Source organism: Nocardia sp. NPDC004722 (assembly GCF_053601505.1).
Genome location: NZ_JBSGBY010000011.1, coordinates 21,567 through 37,708, shown reverse-complemented (window position 1 = coordinate 37,708; position 16,142 = coordinate 21,567). Strand labels below are relative to the sequence as shown.

Genomic DNA, 16,142 nt, shown 5'->3' with positions numbered 1-16,142 from the left:
TCGCGAAGTTCATCGGCGCGCCGATCTTCCACGTGAACGGCGACGACCCGGAAGCCTGTGTGTGGGTGGCCAAGCTGGCCGTCGACTACAAGCAGCAGTTCGCGCACCAGCACAACGACAGCCTCCCCGCCGAGCGCAAACTCACCGACGCCGCCATCGACCAGCTGGTCACGCCCTATATGGCAGCCCTCGTCAGCTACGATCCCGCCCCGGCGCTGTCCGCGCTGCGGGTGCCGGTGCTCGCCTTCTACGGCAGCAAGGACCTCCAGGTGCCCGCCGCCCAGAACGAGGGCCCCGCCCGCGCTCTGCTCGCCGCCGACCCGGACGCCACCGTGCACGTCTTCGACGGCCTCAACCACCTCATGCAGCCCGCCGACAAGGGTTCCCCCGACGAATACGCCAAGATCGAGACCACCATCGACCCGCAGGTGCTGACCTTCGTCACCGCCTGGCTGACCCAGCGTTTCCCGCCGACACACTGACCGGTCGCACGTGGCGCGCGGGCGTTTCGGTTGCGAGAGTGGATGGCGTGGGAATTTACGAAGATCGGGTGCTGCCCCGACTGGTCGACAAGTGTTGCGGCGCCAGGATGATGAATCCCGAGCGGCAGCGGGTCTGCGCGGGTCTGCACGGGCGGGTCGTGGAGATCGGATTCGGGTCGGGGCGCAATGTGCCGTTCTATCCCGACACGGTGAAATCGGTGAGCGCGGTGGAACCGGCCGATCTCGGCTGGCGGATGGCCGCCGAGCGGGTGGCCGCGTCGCCGGTTCCGGTGGAGCGGTCCGGCCTGGATGGGCAGCACCTGCCGTTCGAGGACGACAGTTTCGAAGCGGCGCTGTCGACCTGGACGCTGTGCACCATTCCCGATGTCGAGACCGCGCTCGCCGAGGTGCGCCGGGTCCTGGTGCCCGGCGGCACTTTTCATTTCGTCGAGCACGGTCTCGCACCGGATCCCGGTGTGGTGAAGTGGCAGAACCGGCTGAACCCGATTCAGAAGGCGCTGGCCGGAGGCTGCCACCTCAACCGCGATATTCCCGGCCTGATCGAATCCGCGGGTTTCGAGATCCGCGAAATCGACCGCTACTACCAGCAGGACGGCCCCAAACCGTGGGGCGCGCTCAATCTCGGTGTCGCGGTGGCCGCGTGAGATCTATTGGGGCCAGCCACCGTACGGGACGGTGATCAGCTCCATGTAATGGCCGACGGGATCGAGGAAATAGATCCCCCGGCCCCCGTCATTGTGATTGATCTCGTTGACGCCCTGCTGACGCGGATCGGCCCAATAGGTCAGCCCATACCGCTTGATCTTGGCGTAGGCGGCGTCGAATTCTTCCTCGGACACCAGGAATGCGTAGTGCTGGGGTTGCGGATCACCCTCGAAACCCGGTGGTATCCCGGCGAAGTCGAAGGTGACACCATTGCCGACGGTAACCGGAATAAACGGTCCGTACGGCTTGCCCACCTCCAACCCCAGAATGTCCGCCCAGAATTCGGCGGAGACTCGATTGTCCGTGCACGCGACAATGGTGTGGTTGAACTGGATAGTGATAGGAATTCTCCTGTAGTCGTGACGATCCCGACCCTGGACCGGTACAAGTCGGCCGACAGGAGCATCGCCACGCCACCGACGTTAACCAATCGCCCGCGAAATCGCCAAGCGCCCTGTGCGAACCGTCACAGCCGCTCGAAACCGGTAGCGCGTCAACGGCGAGGCGCGGAGTACTCCTGTTCCGGGCGGCCGGTGCTGCCGTAGCGCAGTTGCATTCGCAGATCGCCCATGCCGACCAGGCTCGCCAGGTAGCGCTGGGCGGTGGCGCGGGAGATGCCGATGGCCGCCGAGATCTGGGCGGCCGACATCGGCGCGTCGGACGCGCGAACTGCTTGTAGGACAAGATCTTTGGTGGGCGAGGCGACGGCCGACGCGGTCGCCGACGCCGCACCCGGCGCGGCCGTCCCCGGACGGAGGGCCGCCAGCGCCGCATCGACATCACTCGCCGCTACCTCCGGGGTCGCGAGCAGTCGCCGGTACCGGGCGTAACCGGCTAGCCGCGCCGCCAGCGCGGCGTGGTCGAACGGCTTCACCAGATACCCCAGCGCCCCGGCCGCCAGTGCGGCCCGTACGGTCTCCGATTCTGTTGCGGCGGTGAGCATCATGGCGTCGAAGCGGATCTCCCGCACCAACTCCACGCCGGACCCGTCCGGCAGATAGACATCCACCAGCGCCAAGTCGAAGGCGTGCTCACCGATCGCGGCCCGCGCGGCCGCCACACTGTTCACCGTCGCACCCACCACGAATCCCGGCAAGGCCGACACGATTCCAGCATGCATATTCGCCACGCGAAAGTCGTCATCGACGACCAACACGCTCAACTCTCCGCCCACGCGGGCTCCTCCTCGGTCAGCACACCCGGCATCCGGGCAATGAATTCCGCTCCCCCCAAACGATTCTCGGCCCCCACCACCGAACCCGACGTCCCGCCCGGGTTGGCGGCACCGTCCGTGCGTGGACCGGCGACACCACCCGCACCCGGATCCGCGAGCCGCACCTCACCGCCGCGGGCGCGCGCAACCTGCCGCGACAGCGCCAGCCCCAATCCTCGCCCACCCGGACCGCCACCCGCCTTGGTGGAAACCCCTTCCGCAAATACCGAATCCACCAAATCGGGCGCGATACCCGCCCCGCTGTCGACGACCGCGATATGCAGCGTGCCCCCCTCCTGCACCAACTCCACCTCGACCACCGGTCCTTCGAACGCCGCCCCACCACGAACCACCCCCGCCGCCTCGTCCACCACCCCGGCAGACCCTCTCGTCACCCGGGCGGGCTCGTTCGTCGCCCCAGCGTGCTCTTGGCCGGGATCCACACTCGCCGGGTGGATTTCGGCCGAAGCCGCGCCGGAATGACCGGGGGAGATTCCGGCCGTGGGCGCGGAGTGCGGGGCATTATCCGTCGTTGCCGTCGGGGTCATCGCTGCCGCGTCGATGGCGTTGTCGATGAGGTTGCCGAGGACGGTGGTGACGTCCACGGGGGCGGCGAGGTTGGCGTCGACCCAGGTGTTGGGGCCGAGGCGGAGGTGGACGCCCTGTTCGCGGGCGTGCGCGGCCTTGGCGGAGAGGAAGGCTTGCAGGTAGGGGTCTCGGATGGTGTCGACGCCGGGGAGGACCGCGCCGAGCGGGCCCGAGCCGAGGAGGTCTTCGAGGTAGCGAGTGGCCTCGTCGGGGCGGCCGGTATGGAGGAGGCCGGAGAGCAGGTGGAGACGGTTGGCGAATTCGTGGCGCTGGGCGCGCAGGACGGTGCTCATGGTGGAGACGGCGTCCAGTTGGCGGGTCAGGGATTCCACGTCGGTGCGGTCGCGGACCGACAGGACCGCGCCGAGCGGGCGGTGGTCGCGGGTGACGGCGCGGGCGGTCACCACCACGATGCGGTCGCCGACCGCGGCCTGCACCGGGTGTCCGTCGGCGGCCCGGAAGGCTTGCAGGACACGGGGAGTCAGGCCGCTGGCGTCGAGTTCGCTGCCGGGAGCCGGATCGATGGCGAGCAAGCGGCGGGCCTCGTCGTTGACGACGGTGATCCGCCACTTCGCGTCGACGGCGACCACACCCTCGCCGATGCCGTGCAGGACGGCGTCCTGTTCGCGGACCAGGTCGGCCAGATCCGAGGGCTCCAGACCCAGAGTCAGACCGTGCCAGCGACGAGCCAGCAAAACCGATCCGGCAATGCCCGCCAGCAGCGCCCCGCCGATCAGCAGGCCCGCGCGGCGCAGATCGCCGAGCAGTTGAGCGCGCACCGCGGCGGTCGAAATGCCCACGGACACTTCGCCGACCACCGATTCGCCATTGGGCGCGAAGACCGGCACCTTGGCGCGCACCGACTCCCCGAGGGTGCCGTGCTCCTGGATCACGTACTCGGTGCCGCCCAGCGCCTTCGACGGGTCGGTGCTCACCATTTCCCCGAGCCGGTCGCGGTCGGGATGCGCGAGACGCAGCCCGGCATCGTCGGTGATCACCACGAAAAGAGCGTCGGTGCGCAGGCGGGCGTCGTCGGCGAGATGCTCGAGGTCGCCGCGCGCGAGTTCGTCCCTCAGCTGCGGTCCCGGTTTCAGCGGGGTCCCGGCGTAGCGCGCGACCTCCGCGCGGACATCCGGGTCGGAGGCGACGGTGCGGGCGATGGCCAGCGCCCGCTGCCCGTACTCGCCGGAGAGCCGCTGCCCGCTGACATAGGCGAAGACGCCGAAGGCCAATCCGAGCGCCAAGCCCACCACGGCGATCTGCAGAAGCAGGATCTGGGTCCGGAGCCGGACGGAGCGGGGGCCGAGCGAAAGCACGGGCGACAGTGTAGACAACCCTCCGCAAACCCATGAGCAGAATGCGCAAAACAGGCGAATCGTCAGTTGTGTGACTTGCGCGCACAACTGGGCCGAGTGTGACCCGGCACACGTAACTTCTGTCCAACGCCGCAGCAGCGGCACTGGAAACAGGAGCGGTAATGAGCACAACGACCACTGCGCGCGGCGGAACGAGCGACGCGCCTTTGATCGAACTGCGTGGTGCGACCAAGCGGTTCCCGGGCAACAACGGTGGCATCCACACCGCGGTGCGTGACCTCAATTTCACGGTCGCGGCAGGCGAATTCGTCGCCGTCGTCGGCCCCACCGGGTGCGGCAAGTCCACCACGCTCTCGCTGGTCTCCGGCCTGGAGCCCGCCTCGGCCGGTCGAACCCTGGTGCGCGGCACCGATGTTCGCGGCATCCCCGACGGCGTCGGCTACATGTTCCAGCAGGACGCGGTGCTGCCGTGGAAGTCGGTCCTCGAGAATGTGGCGCTGGGCCCGAAGTTCCGGGGCGTGCCCAAGGGCGCGGCCCGTGAGCAGGCGGCCCGCTGGGTGCGCACGGTCGGGCTGGCCGGGTTCGAGAACTACTACCCGCATCAGCTCTCGGGCGGCATGCGCAAGCGGGTGGCGCTGGCGCAGACCCTGGTCAACGATCCCGAGATCATCCTCATGGACGAGCCGTTCAGCGCGCTCGACGTGCAGACCCGCCAGCTCATGCAGGACGAGCTGCTGCGGGTGTGGTCGGGCACGAACGCGGCGGTCATCTTCGTGACCCACGATCTGGAGGAAGCCATCGCGCTCGCCGACCGGGTCGTCGTCATGACCGCCTCCCCCGCCACCGTCTGCGGCGACTTCAAGGTCACGCTGGATCGGCCGCGCAATGTCGAGGAGGTCCGGCTCACCGAGGAGTTCCGCGACCTCTACAAGGAAATCTGGGAAACGCTGCGCGATCAGGTCGAGGCGGCTCGCACGAAGGGAGCGACCCGTGTCGCTTGAGATCACCACACCGCCTGACGCCATGCGCGAAACAGCCGCTACTTCACCGGAATTCGAGGTGGAGACCGAGGAGCAGATCCTGGCCCGGGTCCGCGCCAACGCCCGCAAACACCAGATCCGCACCTGGGGTCTGCGCGCCCTGATCGTGGTCGTCTGGCTGGGCGCCTGGCAACTCACCGCCACCTACTGGATCGACCCGTTCTTCTACTCCAAGCCGTCGCTCATCTGGGACCGCCTGGTCGAATGGTTCAGCCAGGGCACCCAATTCGGCTCCATCTGGCTACAGCTGTACACCACCGTGCAGGAGGCCGTGCTCGGCTTCGTCATCGGCACCGTCGCCGGTGTCGTGCTGGGCGTGTTGCTGGGCCGCTCGCGCTACTGGGCGGATGTGCTGGCCCCGTTCATCAAGGCGCTCAACGCGGTTCCCCGCATCGTGCTGGCCTCGCTGTTCATCATCTGGTTCGGCCTCGGATTGCAGTCCAAGGTCGCGACGGTCGTGGTGCTGGTGTTCTTCGCGGTGTTCTTCAACGCCTTCACCGGCGCTCGCGAGGTCGACGGCAATGTCATCAACAATGCCCGCATCCTGGGCGCCAGCCGCCGCCAGGTGCTCGGCTCGATCGTGCTGCCCAGTGCCACCACCTGGATCCTGTCCTCGCTGCACACCGCCTTCGGTTTCGCGCTCATCGGCGCGGTGGTCGGCGAATACGCCGGGGCCAGCAAGGGTTTGGGCCTGCTGATCAGCAATGCGCAGGGCACCTTCGACGCGGCCGGCATCTACGCGGGCATGATCATCATCACCGTGGTGGCGCTGGTGGCGGAATGGCTGATCGGCCTCGCGGAGAACCGGCTGCTGAAATGGCGTCCGTCGCAGGCGTCCGCGGGCCACGGCGGGATCTGAGCATGAGGTACCGCAAGCATATTGCCGTCGTCCTGCTGGCGATCAGCTCGCTGCTGCTGGTGACCGGCTGCCGCGACTCGCGCACCATTCCCGCCAAGAACGGGCGGCCGCAGATCACCATCATGGTCGGCGGTCTGGAGAAGGTCATCTACCTGCCCGCCATGCTGACCGAGAAGCTGGGCTTCTTCAAGGCCAACGATATCGACGTCCAGCTGCTGGGCGAGCAGTCCGGCGCGACCGCCGAGACCGCGCTGCTCACCGGCGACGTGCAGGCCGTGGTCGGGTTCTACGACCACACCATCGACCTGCAAGCCAAGGATCAGTGCCTGAAGACCGTGGTCCAATTCGCCGATGTCCCAGGCGAAGTGGAGCTGGTCTCCAAGCACGACGCCGACACGATCAAGTCCCCCGCGGACTTCAAGGGCCGCAATCTGGGCGTCACGTCGCTGGGCTCCTCCACCGACTTCCTCACCCAGGCCCTCGCCGGGCAGGCCGGGCTGAAGACCTCCGACTACACACGGGTGAAAGTCGGTGCCGGACAGACCTTCATCGCGGGCATGAACCACAACGGCATCGACGCGGGCATGACCACCGATCCGACCGTCGCCAAGATGGTCTCCTCCGGTGACGCGAAGATCCTGCTGGACATGCGCAATGAGCAGGGCACCCGCGCGGCGCTCGGCGGCCTCTACCCCGCCGCCTCGCTCTACATGCGCTGCGAGACCGTCGCCAGCCATCCGGACATCGTGCAGAAACTGGCGGACTCGTTCGTGCAGACCCTGCAGTGGATCAAGACCCACACGCCGGAGGAGATCGCGGCCAAGATGCCGTCGCAGTACGCGGGCGGCGACCCGAAGCTCTACGTCAAGTCCATCACCGACTCGATCAGCATGTTCAACGGTGACGGTCTGATGAAACGCGAAGGCCCGGAGAACGTCCTGCGCATTCTCGGGCAGTACTCGCGCAATGTGTCGCCGGTGAAAGACCGCATCGATCTGAACGCGACCTACACCAACGAATTCGTGGAGAAGGCCCAGGGCGCACGCAAACCCTGACCGGCCCCGGTGGAACCGCACATCGCATGAGGGGTGTGCGGTTTCGCGGCGTTCGGTGTGCTCGCGGTGTTCGCTGTGTTCGTCTACTTGCGACGGGAGCGGCGCAGCGCGTCACCGGTGAAGATGGCCAAGGCCAGCCAGATCAGCGCGAACCCCGCCCAGCGGGAGGCGGGCATGGGTTCATGGCCGACGGCGACACCCCAGGCCAGCTGCAATCCCGGCGTCAGATATTGCAGAATTCCCATGGTGGACAAGGGGACTCGCGGTGCGGCCAGCGCGAACAGCACCAGCGGGACCAGCGTGACCGGGCCGGTCGACATGAGCAGGGCCGTGTGCGCGCCACTGGATCCGAAGGTCGCGTTGCCGGTGACCGCGATGGCGATGACCGCGATCAACGCGAAGGGCGCGGCCGCCAAGCCCTCGGCGGCCAGACCCGGCAGGGCATCGAGCCGGATCACCTTCTTGACCAGCCCGTAAGTGGCGAACGAGCAGGCCAGGATCAACGCGATCCACGGCGGCCGCCCGTAATCGACGGTGATCACGATGACCGCCGCCGCACCGAGCGCGAGCGCCACCCACTGCGGGGCGCGCAGCTTCTCACGGAAGATCAGGACACCGAACGCCACCGTCACCAGCGGGTTGATGAAATACCCGAGCGCGCACTCGACCACGTGATGCGAGATGACCCCGTACACGTACGCGCCCCAGTTCATCGAGATCGCCGCCGACGCCACCGCGGCGAGCCGCCAGGTCCGAGCGTCGATGCGCCGCAGCTCCCCGATCCGCCCGGTGATCAGCAGCGCCAGCATCGAGACGACCAGCGTCCACAGGATCCGCTCGGCCAGCACCTCTCCCGCGCCCGCGAAGGACAGCAGCCCGAAGAAGGCCGGGAAGAGACCCCAGATGAAATAGGCCCCGATGCCGAAGGCGATGCCGGTGTCGCGGGTGCTCGCGCGCCCCGGATGCCCGCGCCGAGCCGTATCGACCGCCGTCGAGGCAACCGCCGCTGCCGAGCCGACCGCCGCGCCCGACCCGACTGCCTTGCCTGAACTGACTGCCCTGCCTGAACTGACCGCCTTGTCTAAGCCGACCGCCCTGCCTGAGCCGACAGCTGCATGGGAGCCAACCCCTGCGTTCGAGCCAGCCCCCGCGTCTGTGTTTCCGGGTGCTTCGGCGCTCCCGGCTGCTCGGGCGCTTCCACGTGCCGGGGCGCTTCCGGGTGTTGGAGCGTTTCCGGGTGTTTCGGCGCTTCCGGGTGCTTCAGCCACCCGATTACGTTAGCCCGCGCAACAAACGTCACGACAGTCAATACATCGGATCATCCGCACACCCGGTCCGGCGCGTGAGGTACAGCTACGGGCCAGTTTCTTTGATCGCCCTTTACTGTGGAGGGCATGTCGATTACTGCGCAGGCAGCTAGTCCACCCAGCCCACCCGCGCTGGGACTCACCTCCACCGAGGTGGAGCAGCGGCGGCGGGACGGGCTCACCAATGACGTGCCCGAGCGTGCCAGCCGGTCGGTCCGCGACATCGTCAAGGCGAACGTCTTCACCCGGATCAACGCGATCCTGGGTGTGCTGTTCATTCTGGTGCTGGCCACCGGGTCGATCATCGACGGGATGTTCGGGCTGCTGATCATCGCCAACAGCGCGGTCGGCATCATCCAGGAGGTCCGCGCCAAGCAGACCCTCGACAAGCTGGCCATCGTCGGGCAGGCCAAACCCGTGGTGCGGCGCGAAGGCACCGCGGTGGCGATCACCCCGCAGGAGATCGTGCTCGACGACATCATCGAACTCGGGCCCGGCGATCAGATCGTGGTCGACGGCGAGGTCGTCGAATCCGAACTCCTGGAAGTCGACGAGTCCCTGCTCACCGGCGAGGCCGACCCCATCGACAAAACCGTTGGCGGGCCGATCATGTCGGGCAGCTTCGTGGTGTCCGGCAGCGGCGCGTACCGGGCCACCAAGGTCGGCAAGGACGCCTACGCCGCCAAGCTCGCCGACGAGGCCAGCAAGTTCACGCTGGTGAAGTCGGAACTGCGCAGCGGTATCGACACCATCCTGAAAGTCATTACCTACCTGCTGATTCCGGCGGGACTGCTGTCGATCTACAACCAGTTGGTGTCCTCCAAGGAATCCTGGCGGCCCGCGGTCAACGGCATGGTCGCGGCCCTGGTCCCGATGGTGCCCGAGGGCCTGGTGCTGATGACCTCCATCGCCTTCGCCGTCGGCGTGGTCCGGCTCGGCGCGCGCAAGTGCCTGGTGCAGGAGCTGCCCGCCATCGAAGGACTGGCCCGGGTGGACGTGGTGTGCGCCGACAAGACCGGCACGCTCACCGAGAACGGCATGCGGCTGGCCGAGATTCGGCCCGCAGGAGAAATCGGCCGGACGGAGCACGCGGCCGGGAACGGGGCAGCTCCCGACGACATCCAGGAGCTGCGCCAGGTCCTCGCCGCGCTGGCCGGTGACGATCCACGGCCCAACGCCAGCATGCTGGCCATCAAGGAAGCCCTGCCCGAGGCCCCCGGCTGGCAGTCCACCGGTGTCGCGCCGTTCTCCTCGGCCAAGAAGTGGTCGGGCATGTCCTACGGCGAGCACGGCAACTGGCTCATCGGCGCGCCCGACGTGCTGCTCGACCCGAAATCCGAAATCGCCAACACCGCACAGGAAATCGGCGCGAAGGGGCTGCGGGTGCTGCTCCTGGCCCGCAGCGACCGCTCCGTCGACGCCCCGGACGCGCCCGGCACGGTGACTCCGGCGGCGCTGGTCGTGCTCGAGCAGCGGGTGCGTCCCGATGCCAAGGGGACGCTCGAATACTTCGCCTCGCAACATGTTTCGACCAAGGTCATCTCGGGCGACAACGCGGTGTCGGTCGGCGCGGTGGCGTCCTCGCTGGGGTTGCCCGGCGGGCACGACGCGGTCGACGCCCGCACACTGCCGACCGACCAGAACGAACTGGCGGACGTCCTCGACCACAAGACCGTGTTCGGGCGGGTCCGACCGGATCAGAAGCGCGCCATGGTCGCGGCACTCCAATCGCGAGGGCACACCGTCGCCATGACCGGTGACGGCGTCAACGACGTACTCGCCCTCAAGGACGCCGACATCGGCGTCGCCATGGGTTCGGGCAGCCCCGCCACCCGCTCGGTGGCGCAGATCGTGCTGCTGGACAACAGGTTCGCCACGCTGCCCTACGTGGTCGCCGAGGGCCGCCGGGTCATCGGCAATATCGAGCGCGTCTCCAACCTGTTCCTCACCAAGACCGTGTACTCGGTGGTGCTGGCGTTCCTCGTCGGCATCGCGGGCATCGGATCGCAGATCTTCAGCTACAAGGCGATCGGCTACCCGTTCCTACCCCGGCACGTGACGATCGCGGCCTGGTTCACCATCGGCATTCCCGCGTTCATCCTCTCGCTCGCGCCCAACAACGAGCGCGCCCGCAGCGGATTCGTCGGGCGTGTCATGCGATTGGCGGTCCCGTCGGGAACGGTCATCGGCGTGATGACGTTCATCTCCTACCTGATCGCCTACAAGGGACCCGACGCCGGCGACACCGCCAAGGTGCAGGCGGGCACCACCGCCCTGATCACCCTGCTGATCATCGCGGTCTGGGTCCTCGCCATCGTCGCCCGCCCCTGGAACTGGTGGAAGATCCTGCTGGTGGCGGGTTCCGTTGCGGGATACCTGATCCTGTTCGCGGTCCCCTTCACGCGGCACTTCTTCAAACTGGATCCGTCCAACGTGGCCCTGACCACCTCCGCCATCATCTGCGGCGGGATCGGCGTCGTCCTCGTGGAGGTGGCCTGGTGGCTGAGCGCCAAGTTCCTCGGCGAATCGCCGCACACCCGGCGGGAGTCGGCCGAAAACGCCTGATTCGCAGTTGTTCTGGAGCGGCGGTACACCACGAGGTGTGCCGCCGTTGCCGTTCGTCCCAGATTCCAAACTGGTCGCATGGTTTGGCTCGCCGGGGTGCCAGCCCTTCTGGGCAGTAACCGAATTCGCAGGTACCTTGTGCGCCATGGAGGTCCTGCTGCATCAGCTCGACGCGTTCGCCGACGCCCCATTCTCCGGTAACCCCGCGGCCGTCATGCCGTTGCTGTCCTGGTTGCCCGATGAGCTGTTGCAGCGGCTAGCCGAGGAGAACAATCTCGCCGAGACCGCCTTCTACACCTCCGCGCTACCGCCGGAAGCGGGTGCGCCGCCGGACAACTCGCCCGCCTTCCACCTGCGCTGGTTCACTCCGACCGTCGAAGTCGACCTGTGCGGCCACGCCACCATGGCCGCCGCCGCCCAGATCCTCGACGACATGCATCCCGGCGCCGACCGCGTGCACTTCTATACACGCAGCGGCTGGTTACGCGTCGACCGCGACCGCGACGACCTGGTGCTGGACCTGCCGTCGGTGTCCTCGGTGGAAATCGATGTGCACGAAGAGGTTCCGCACCGGCTCGCCCAAGCGCTCGGCGTGCGCCCACTGCGCGCCTTCGAAGGCACCGACGTGGTGCTGTTCGTCACCGGCGAGCACGAGGTCCGCGACTCCCGCCCGAACTTCTCGGCGTTCCCCGACATCAGCCGTGCCGCCATCCTCACCGCCGAGGGCGACGAGGTCGACTTCGTCTCCCGGGTCTTCGCCCCCGGCCAGGGCATTCCCGAAGACCCCGTCACCGGCTCCGCCCACGCCCAACTCACTCCCCTGTGGAGCCGCGAACTCGGCCGCACCACCCTCACCGCCCGCCAACTCAGCCGCCGCGGCGGGGCGCTGCGCTGCGCCCTCACGGACGACCGAGTCCGCCTGACCGGCCGCTGCCGGCGGTATCTGGACGGGGTAGTTCGCCTGCCGGACTGAGGGATTCAGCTGTAGTGCCGAGGAGTGAGCCGGTGCCGGAACTCAGCTGTCGATGCTGGAAACCCGGCGATCGGTGATCTGGCGGGTGAGCGTGATCAGATCCTCGGTGCGGTAGCCCGGGTAGCCGTGCAGGATGGCCAGCCATTCCGCCGGGATGGCCGATGCACCCCAGCGAGCGCCGAGCAGACCACCCGCGATGGCGGCCGTCGTATCGGTGTCACCACCGGCACGCACGGCCAGTTCCAGTGCGCCGGGCAGGGTTTCGGCGTGCGTGATGGCCCACCAGGCGGTCTGCAAGGCGTGCACGACCCACCCGTTGTTCGAGAAGTCGGCGGGCGTGCCGGATTCGGCCTTGTCCAGCAAGGGTTCCCAGAATCCGGTGTCGACCTGCGAGAGCGCTTCGCGCAGACCGTCATAGGTGCCGTGGATGATCGCGTGCCGGATGGCCAGCGTCCACAACTTGCACGCCTGCATGGCTTGCATGTCGTAGTGGGTCAGCGAGCTGACGAGTTTGGCTGCCTTGCCGCACTTCTCGGGATCGTCGAGGTAGACGAGAGCCACCGGCGCGGTCCGCATGAGCGAACCATTACCGGCCGTCAACCCGGTCAGATCATGCGCCCGCATCTGCATGGCACGCCCACCGACATCCCGATGCTCGAGCACCTGCCGGGTCTGATTGCCGATATCCTTCGGCCCCGAATCCCACCAGGCCACGAACTCGGCGGCCACCGCGTCCAAGCCCTCCGGCCCGCACACATCGCCGACCTTCGCCGCGGCCCGCGCCACCGCGACCGCCATGGCCGTGTCATCGGTCCACTCCCCCGGGGCCCACATGAAGCCCCCGCCGCCCTTCATCCCGATTTCCACCTCGGGATCGGGATACGTGAACTCGTAGCCCGCCCCCAGCGCGTCCCCCGCCGCCGTGCCCAGCAGTACCCCGGCGGCCCGATCGGCCTGCTCCGGCGTCAATTCCATCTGTGCTCGCCTCTTCCGCTCCGATGCGTCACCATCGATCTACCACGACGTTACTCACCCCGCGGGCACGCCGACTCGGCCAGCCGTCGTCTTTACGGGTTCTGCACTACGCTCGAACCACTCCCGTCGCGATCGTCCTGCGCACACCCTCCCCGTCACTCGGATGAATTTCCGGAGGTTCTGCCGATGATGAACCAGCTCGTCGACCGCCCCAGCCCTACCGCAACGCATCCGCTCTCCCAGCCACTCGCCCCCGTTCCCGACAGCGGGCACATCTTCGACGTCACCCGCCGCCTCGGCACGGTCGACATGGACGAGAACCAGCATCTGCGCATCGACGGCATCGCGCGGCACCTCCAGGACGCGGGCGTGGACCATCTCATCCACACCGGTGCACTCGAATCCCACCCGCACTGGATCGTCCGGCGCACCGTCATCGACGTCCTCCAGCCCATCACCTGGCCCGCCCAACTCCGCATCCGCCGCTGGTGCTCGGGCATCTCCCTGCGCTGGTGCACCATGCGCGCCCGCATCGACTCCGACACCGGCGGGCTGATCGAGACCGAAGGCTTCTGGATCCACATGAACAAGGACACGATGAGTCCGTCTCGCGTGGCCGACGAATTCTTCGAGCTCATGTGCACCACCACCGACGATCACCGCCTCCGCTGGCGGCAATGGCTCGACTCGCCCCTGCCCGCCGTTCCCGGCACCCGTTTTCCCCTGCGCCGCACCGACACCGATCACTTCCAGCACATCACCAACACGGCGTACTGGCATGCGGTCCACGAATTCACCGCCGACACAACCGAACTCACCCAGGCACCGCATCGGTTCGTCCTCGAATACAACAAGCCCATCCGCTACGGGGAATCCCTCGATATCCACACCGAGCGTGGCGATAGCGCTGTCACGCTCTGGTTCACCGTCGACCGTGACATCCGCGCCATAGCCCAACTCCGCCCTGCCTCACGGTGACAAAGCGAAAGAACGGAAAAGACAAAAGACGCCTGGAGGAGGAGTTGGGAGGTGGCTGGGTTGGGCTCGCCCACCGGCGGTCCCAGCCACCTCACCGATCGCGAAGTTCATCGACGCTGTGGAATTGTCAAAGAACAAGAACGCGTGGAGCGGCTGCCGAGGGTGCACGGGCTGGCGGCGTAGCCGCGTTTACGCAACCCGGGCAGCGGAGCAACGACCGGCAGGCGGCGCAGCCGCGTTTACGCGACCGCGAGCCGACCGGCAGCACATCGGCCGTGCGGGGTTCAGGCCACCCGTGAACCCCACAGCTGGTAGCTGGATTCCGCCGCAGCGGCAACCGCCGTGCTCAGGTGATGACGCTCGTTCACCCGTGGCGTGCCGGTCGGATCGACATGCTTCGGCGCGATCCAGCCGCAGCGGCCCGGGTGGGCCGAGTCCTTGCCCATGACCACGGTTTTCCAGCCGTCCGCGCTGTCGTTGACCAGTGCGTGGCAGTGATCGCACGCCAGCGCGAGATTCGCCAGATCAGTCGGGCCACCGTCGACCCAGTCGGTGATGTGGTGCACCGCGCACATGCTCGCGGGCGCATCACAACCCGGACGCGTGCAGCCCTTGTCCCGCGCGATCAACGCCAGACGCTGACCGGGACTGGCGAGACGCTTGCCGCGACCCAGGAACAACGGGATGCCGTGCGGGTCAAGCACAGCCAGCACCGGGCGGGAGCCCGCCGCCATCTTCAACGCTTCGTTGATGGAGACGTGGCCGCCGGTGGCGGTGGAGGCCAGGCCCGCGCCGCGTTCGAGATCGGCCAGGCTCATGGTGAGGATGACCTGGGTCTTGAGACCACGGTGAGAACCGAAACCCGATGCCGCAGTCGTCATTTCGTACTCGGCGGGAGACCCAACCGACCCGTCGGGGGCGAGAGCCGCACTGGGAGTGACAGTCCGGCCGACCTCGGCAGCCACAGCGGCGGACGTGCTGAACGCGGCCGTCGTTGGGGCGGGTGCGCCATGCGCTGCCACGTACGCGGCCGTCGAGTCAGCGAGCGCGGCGGACACGGCAGCAACACCAGCGGTCTTGGCGGTCGATGCAGTGCGCGTACCGGTGGCAGCGACGGGTTGCAGCAGCGCATACAAGGCGTCGTGGGTGCGTTGCCCAGCGTCGCGACGGTCGCGGCGGGCAGCCTCCTCCAACGCCTTCGAGTCGAAGGCTTTCGCCGACAAGGCAAGTGGCTCCAGGTCCTCGATGTTACACATGCCGGGGCGGGCGTACTTGGCCAGGAACGCATCCAAGTAGGCACGCAGTTCGGGGGTCAGCCAGCCCTCGACCTTGGACATGCCGTCCACACCAGCACGGCCCAGGGTGACGCCGCGACGGCGGCGGCGGTCGGCATCGGAGATCACCGTGCCTTCCGGATCCAGACGCGCCAGGATTTCGCGGCCCATCTTGGGCAGATCGTCCGGCCAGCCGGTCACGCAATGTTCCACGAGCTGCTGCTCGATCTCCGCGTACGCCTCCGGCGCGATGTCATCGGGGAGATGGGTCATCACCTCCGCGACGTTGCGGACATGATCACGCGAAATCAGGCCGGACTCATACGCTTCTGCGGTGGCGGACAGCGCGATCGGGCGGGGCTTGCCGTCGCCGGTGAGGAACTCGCCGCACACCTCGGCGATCTTCACGCGCCCTGCCGCGTCATAGCGCGACAGGCTCAGGGTTTGGCGCAGGAACTCTTTCGGGGAACCGGCACCGGTGGACTGTGGCAAGCCGCGTTCGGCGACCGCGATGATCAACGGGGAATCAAGGGCGGAGAGTTGGCGTTTGCAGGTTTCGAGGTCGCGCAGGAAAGCGGTGAACTCGGCGTCGGTGAGTATGGCGAGGCCGTTGGTGCGGACTGTGGTCGCTACGGAATGGACTGCGGTCACCAGTTGGGTGATGCCGCTGGTTTCGAATACTTCCCCCTTCGAATGCATGTGCTAAGAATACCGCCTCGCGAGAACACCGGGAACCCGAAATGTCCAGTATGCCAAGGGAATACAGAATATCTCGCGTTTCTGAAGCCGCT

Annotated in this window: 13 protein-coding genes and 1 pseudogene; 8 read left to right on the top strand and 6 right to left on the bottom strand. The window is 67.4% G+C overall.

Going from position 1 to position 16,142, the window contains the following annotated elements:
- Both ACWELQ_RS02975 and ACWELQ_RS02970 read left to right on the top strand, forming a co-directional pair.
- Window positions 1-482 (top strand): annotated as a pseudogene (locus ACWELQ_RS02975) (hypothetical protein); the annotation flags it as partial.
- A 47-nt stretch (window positions 483-529) separates the two neighbouring features.
- Complete coding sequence (locus tag ACWELQ_RS02970; protein WP_452395337.1) at window positions 530-1,147, top strand: class I SAM-dependent methyltransferase; 618 nt, start codon at window positions 530-532, stop codon at window positions 1,145-1,147.
- A 3-nt stretch (window positions 1,148-1,150) separates the two neighbouring features.
- On the opposite strand, the gene ACWELQ_RS02965 is transcribed toward ACWELQ_RS02970, so the two are convergent.
- The 3 genes from ACWELQ_RS02965 to ACWELQ_RS02955 all read right to left on the bottom strand — a co-directional run bounded on the left by ACWELQ_RS02965 (window position 1,151) and on the right by ACWELQ_RS02955 (window position 4,325).
- Window positions 1,151-1,549 carry a VOC family protein gene (locus ACWELQ_RS02965; protein WP_452395339.1) on the bottom strand — a complete coding sequence of 133 codons (399 nt, stop codon included), beginning with the start codon at window positions 1,547-1,549 and terminating at the stop codon, window positions 1,151-1,153.
- A gap of 152 nt (window positions 1,550-1,701) precedes the next feature.
- A complete protein-coding gene (locus ACWELQ_RS02960) occupies window positions 1,702-2,382 on the bottom strand; it encodes a response regulator (RefSeq protein ID WP_452395336.1) in 681 nt (226 codons plus the stop codon).
- The gene (locus ACWELQ_RS02955; protein WP_452395335.1) at window positions 2,367-4,325 is read right to left on the bottom strand and encodes an ATP-binding protein; all 1,959 of its coding nucleotides are present in this window, start codon (window positions 4,323-4,325) and stop codon (window positions 2,367-2,369) included. The genes ACWELQ_RS02960 and ACWELQ_RS02955 overlap by 16 nt, the downstream gene beginning before the upstream one ends.
- Window positions 4,326-4,486: 161 nt before the next feature.
- On the opposite strand from ACWELQ_RS02955, the gene ACWELQ_RS02950 reads away from it, so the two are divergent.
- The 3 genes from ACWELQ_RS02950 to ACWELQ_RS02940 are packed head-to-tail and all read left to right on the top strand — an operon-like array spanning window position 4,487 to window position 7,279.
- The gene (locus ACWELQ_RS02950; RefSeq protein ID WP_452395334.1) at window positions 4,487-5,326 is read left to right on the top strand and encodes an ABC transporter ATP-binding protein; all 840 of its coding nucleotides are present in this window, start codon (window positions 4,487-4,489) and stop codon (window positions 5,324-5,326) included.
- Window positions 5,316-6,224 carry an ABC transporter permease gene (locus tag ACWELQ_RS02945; RefSeq protein ID WP_452395333.1) on the top strand — a complete coding sequence of 303 codons (909 nt, stop codon included), beginning with the start codon at window positions 5,316-5,318 and terminating at the stop codon, window positions 6,222-6,224. Before ACWELQ_RS02950 ends, ACWELQ_RS02945 begins: the two co-directional genes overlap by 11 nt.
- Before the next feature lie 2 nt (window positions 6,225-6,226).
- Window positions 6,227-7,279, top strand: coding sequence for an ABC transporter substrate-binding protein (locus ACWELQ_RS02940; protein ID WP_452395332.1), 1,053 nt, complete (start codon window positions 6,227-6,229; stop codon window positions 7,277-7,279).
- 83 nt (window positions 7,280-7,362) lie between these two features.
- Here ACWELQ_RS02940 and rarD read toward each other — a convergent pair whose 3' ends face one another.
- Window positions 7,363-8,211, bottom strand: coding sequence for an EamA family transporter RarD (rarD, locus tag ACWELQ_RS02935; protein ID WP_452395338.1), 849 nt, complete (start codon window positions 8,209-8,211; stop codon window positions 7,363-7,365).
- 462 nt (window positions 8,212-8,673) lie between these two features.
- Between rarD and ACWELQ_RS02930 the strand changes: the two genes are divergently transcribed.
- Both ACWELQ_RS02930 and ACWELQ_RS02925 read left to right on the top strand, forming a co-directional pair.
- Window positions 8,674-11,151 (top strand): HAD-IC family P-type ATPase, encoded by a 2,478-nt coding sequence (locus ACWELQ_RS02930; protein ID WP_452395331.1) that lies wholly within the window; start codon window positions 8,674-8,676, stop codon window positions 11,149-11,151.
- 145 nt (window positions 11,152-11,296) lie between these two features.
- Window positions 11,297-12,124 (top strand): PhzF family phenazine biosynthesis protein, encoded by an 828-nt coding sequence (locus ACWELQ_RS02925; RefSeq protein WP_452395330.1) that lies wholly within the window; start codon window positions 11,297-11,299, stop codon window positions 12,122-12,124.
- 42 nt (window positions 12,125-12,166) lie between these two features.
- Here ACWELQ_RS02925 and ACWELQ_RS02920 read toward each other — a convergent pair whose 3' ends face one another.
- Window positions 12,167-13,099: an ADP-ribosylglycohydrolase family protein gene (locus tag ACWELQ_RS02920; RefSeq protein ID WP_452395329.1), complete on the bottom strand. Its 933-nt coding sequence runs from the start codon at window positions 13,097-13,099 to the stop codon at window positions 12,167-12,169.
- Window positions 13,100-13,285: 186 nt separating this feature from the next.
- On the opposite strand from ACWELQ_RS02920, the gene ACWELQ_RS02915 reads away from it, so the two are divergent.
- Window positions 13,286-14,077 (top strand): acyl-[acyl-carrier-protein] thioesterase, encoded by a 792-nt coding sequence (locus ACWELQ_RS02915; RefSeq protein ID WP_452395328.1) that lies wholly within the window; start codon window positions 13,286-13,288, stop codon window positions 14,075-14,077.
- Between the two features lie 284 nt (window positions 14,078-14,361).
- Here the strand turns inward: ACWELQ_RS02915 and ACWELQ_RS02910 are convergent, their stop codons facing one another.
- A complete protein-coding gene (locus ACWELQ_RS02910) occupies window positions 14,362-16,050 on the bottom strand; it encodes a DUF222 domain-containing protein (protein WP_452395327.1) in 1,689 nt (562 codons plus the stop codon).
- Between the last annotated feature and the right edge of the window lie 92 nt (window positions 16,051-16,142).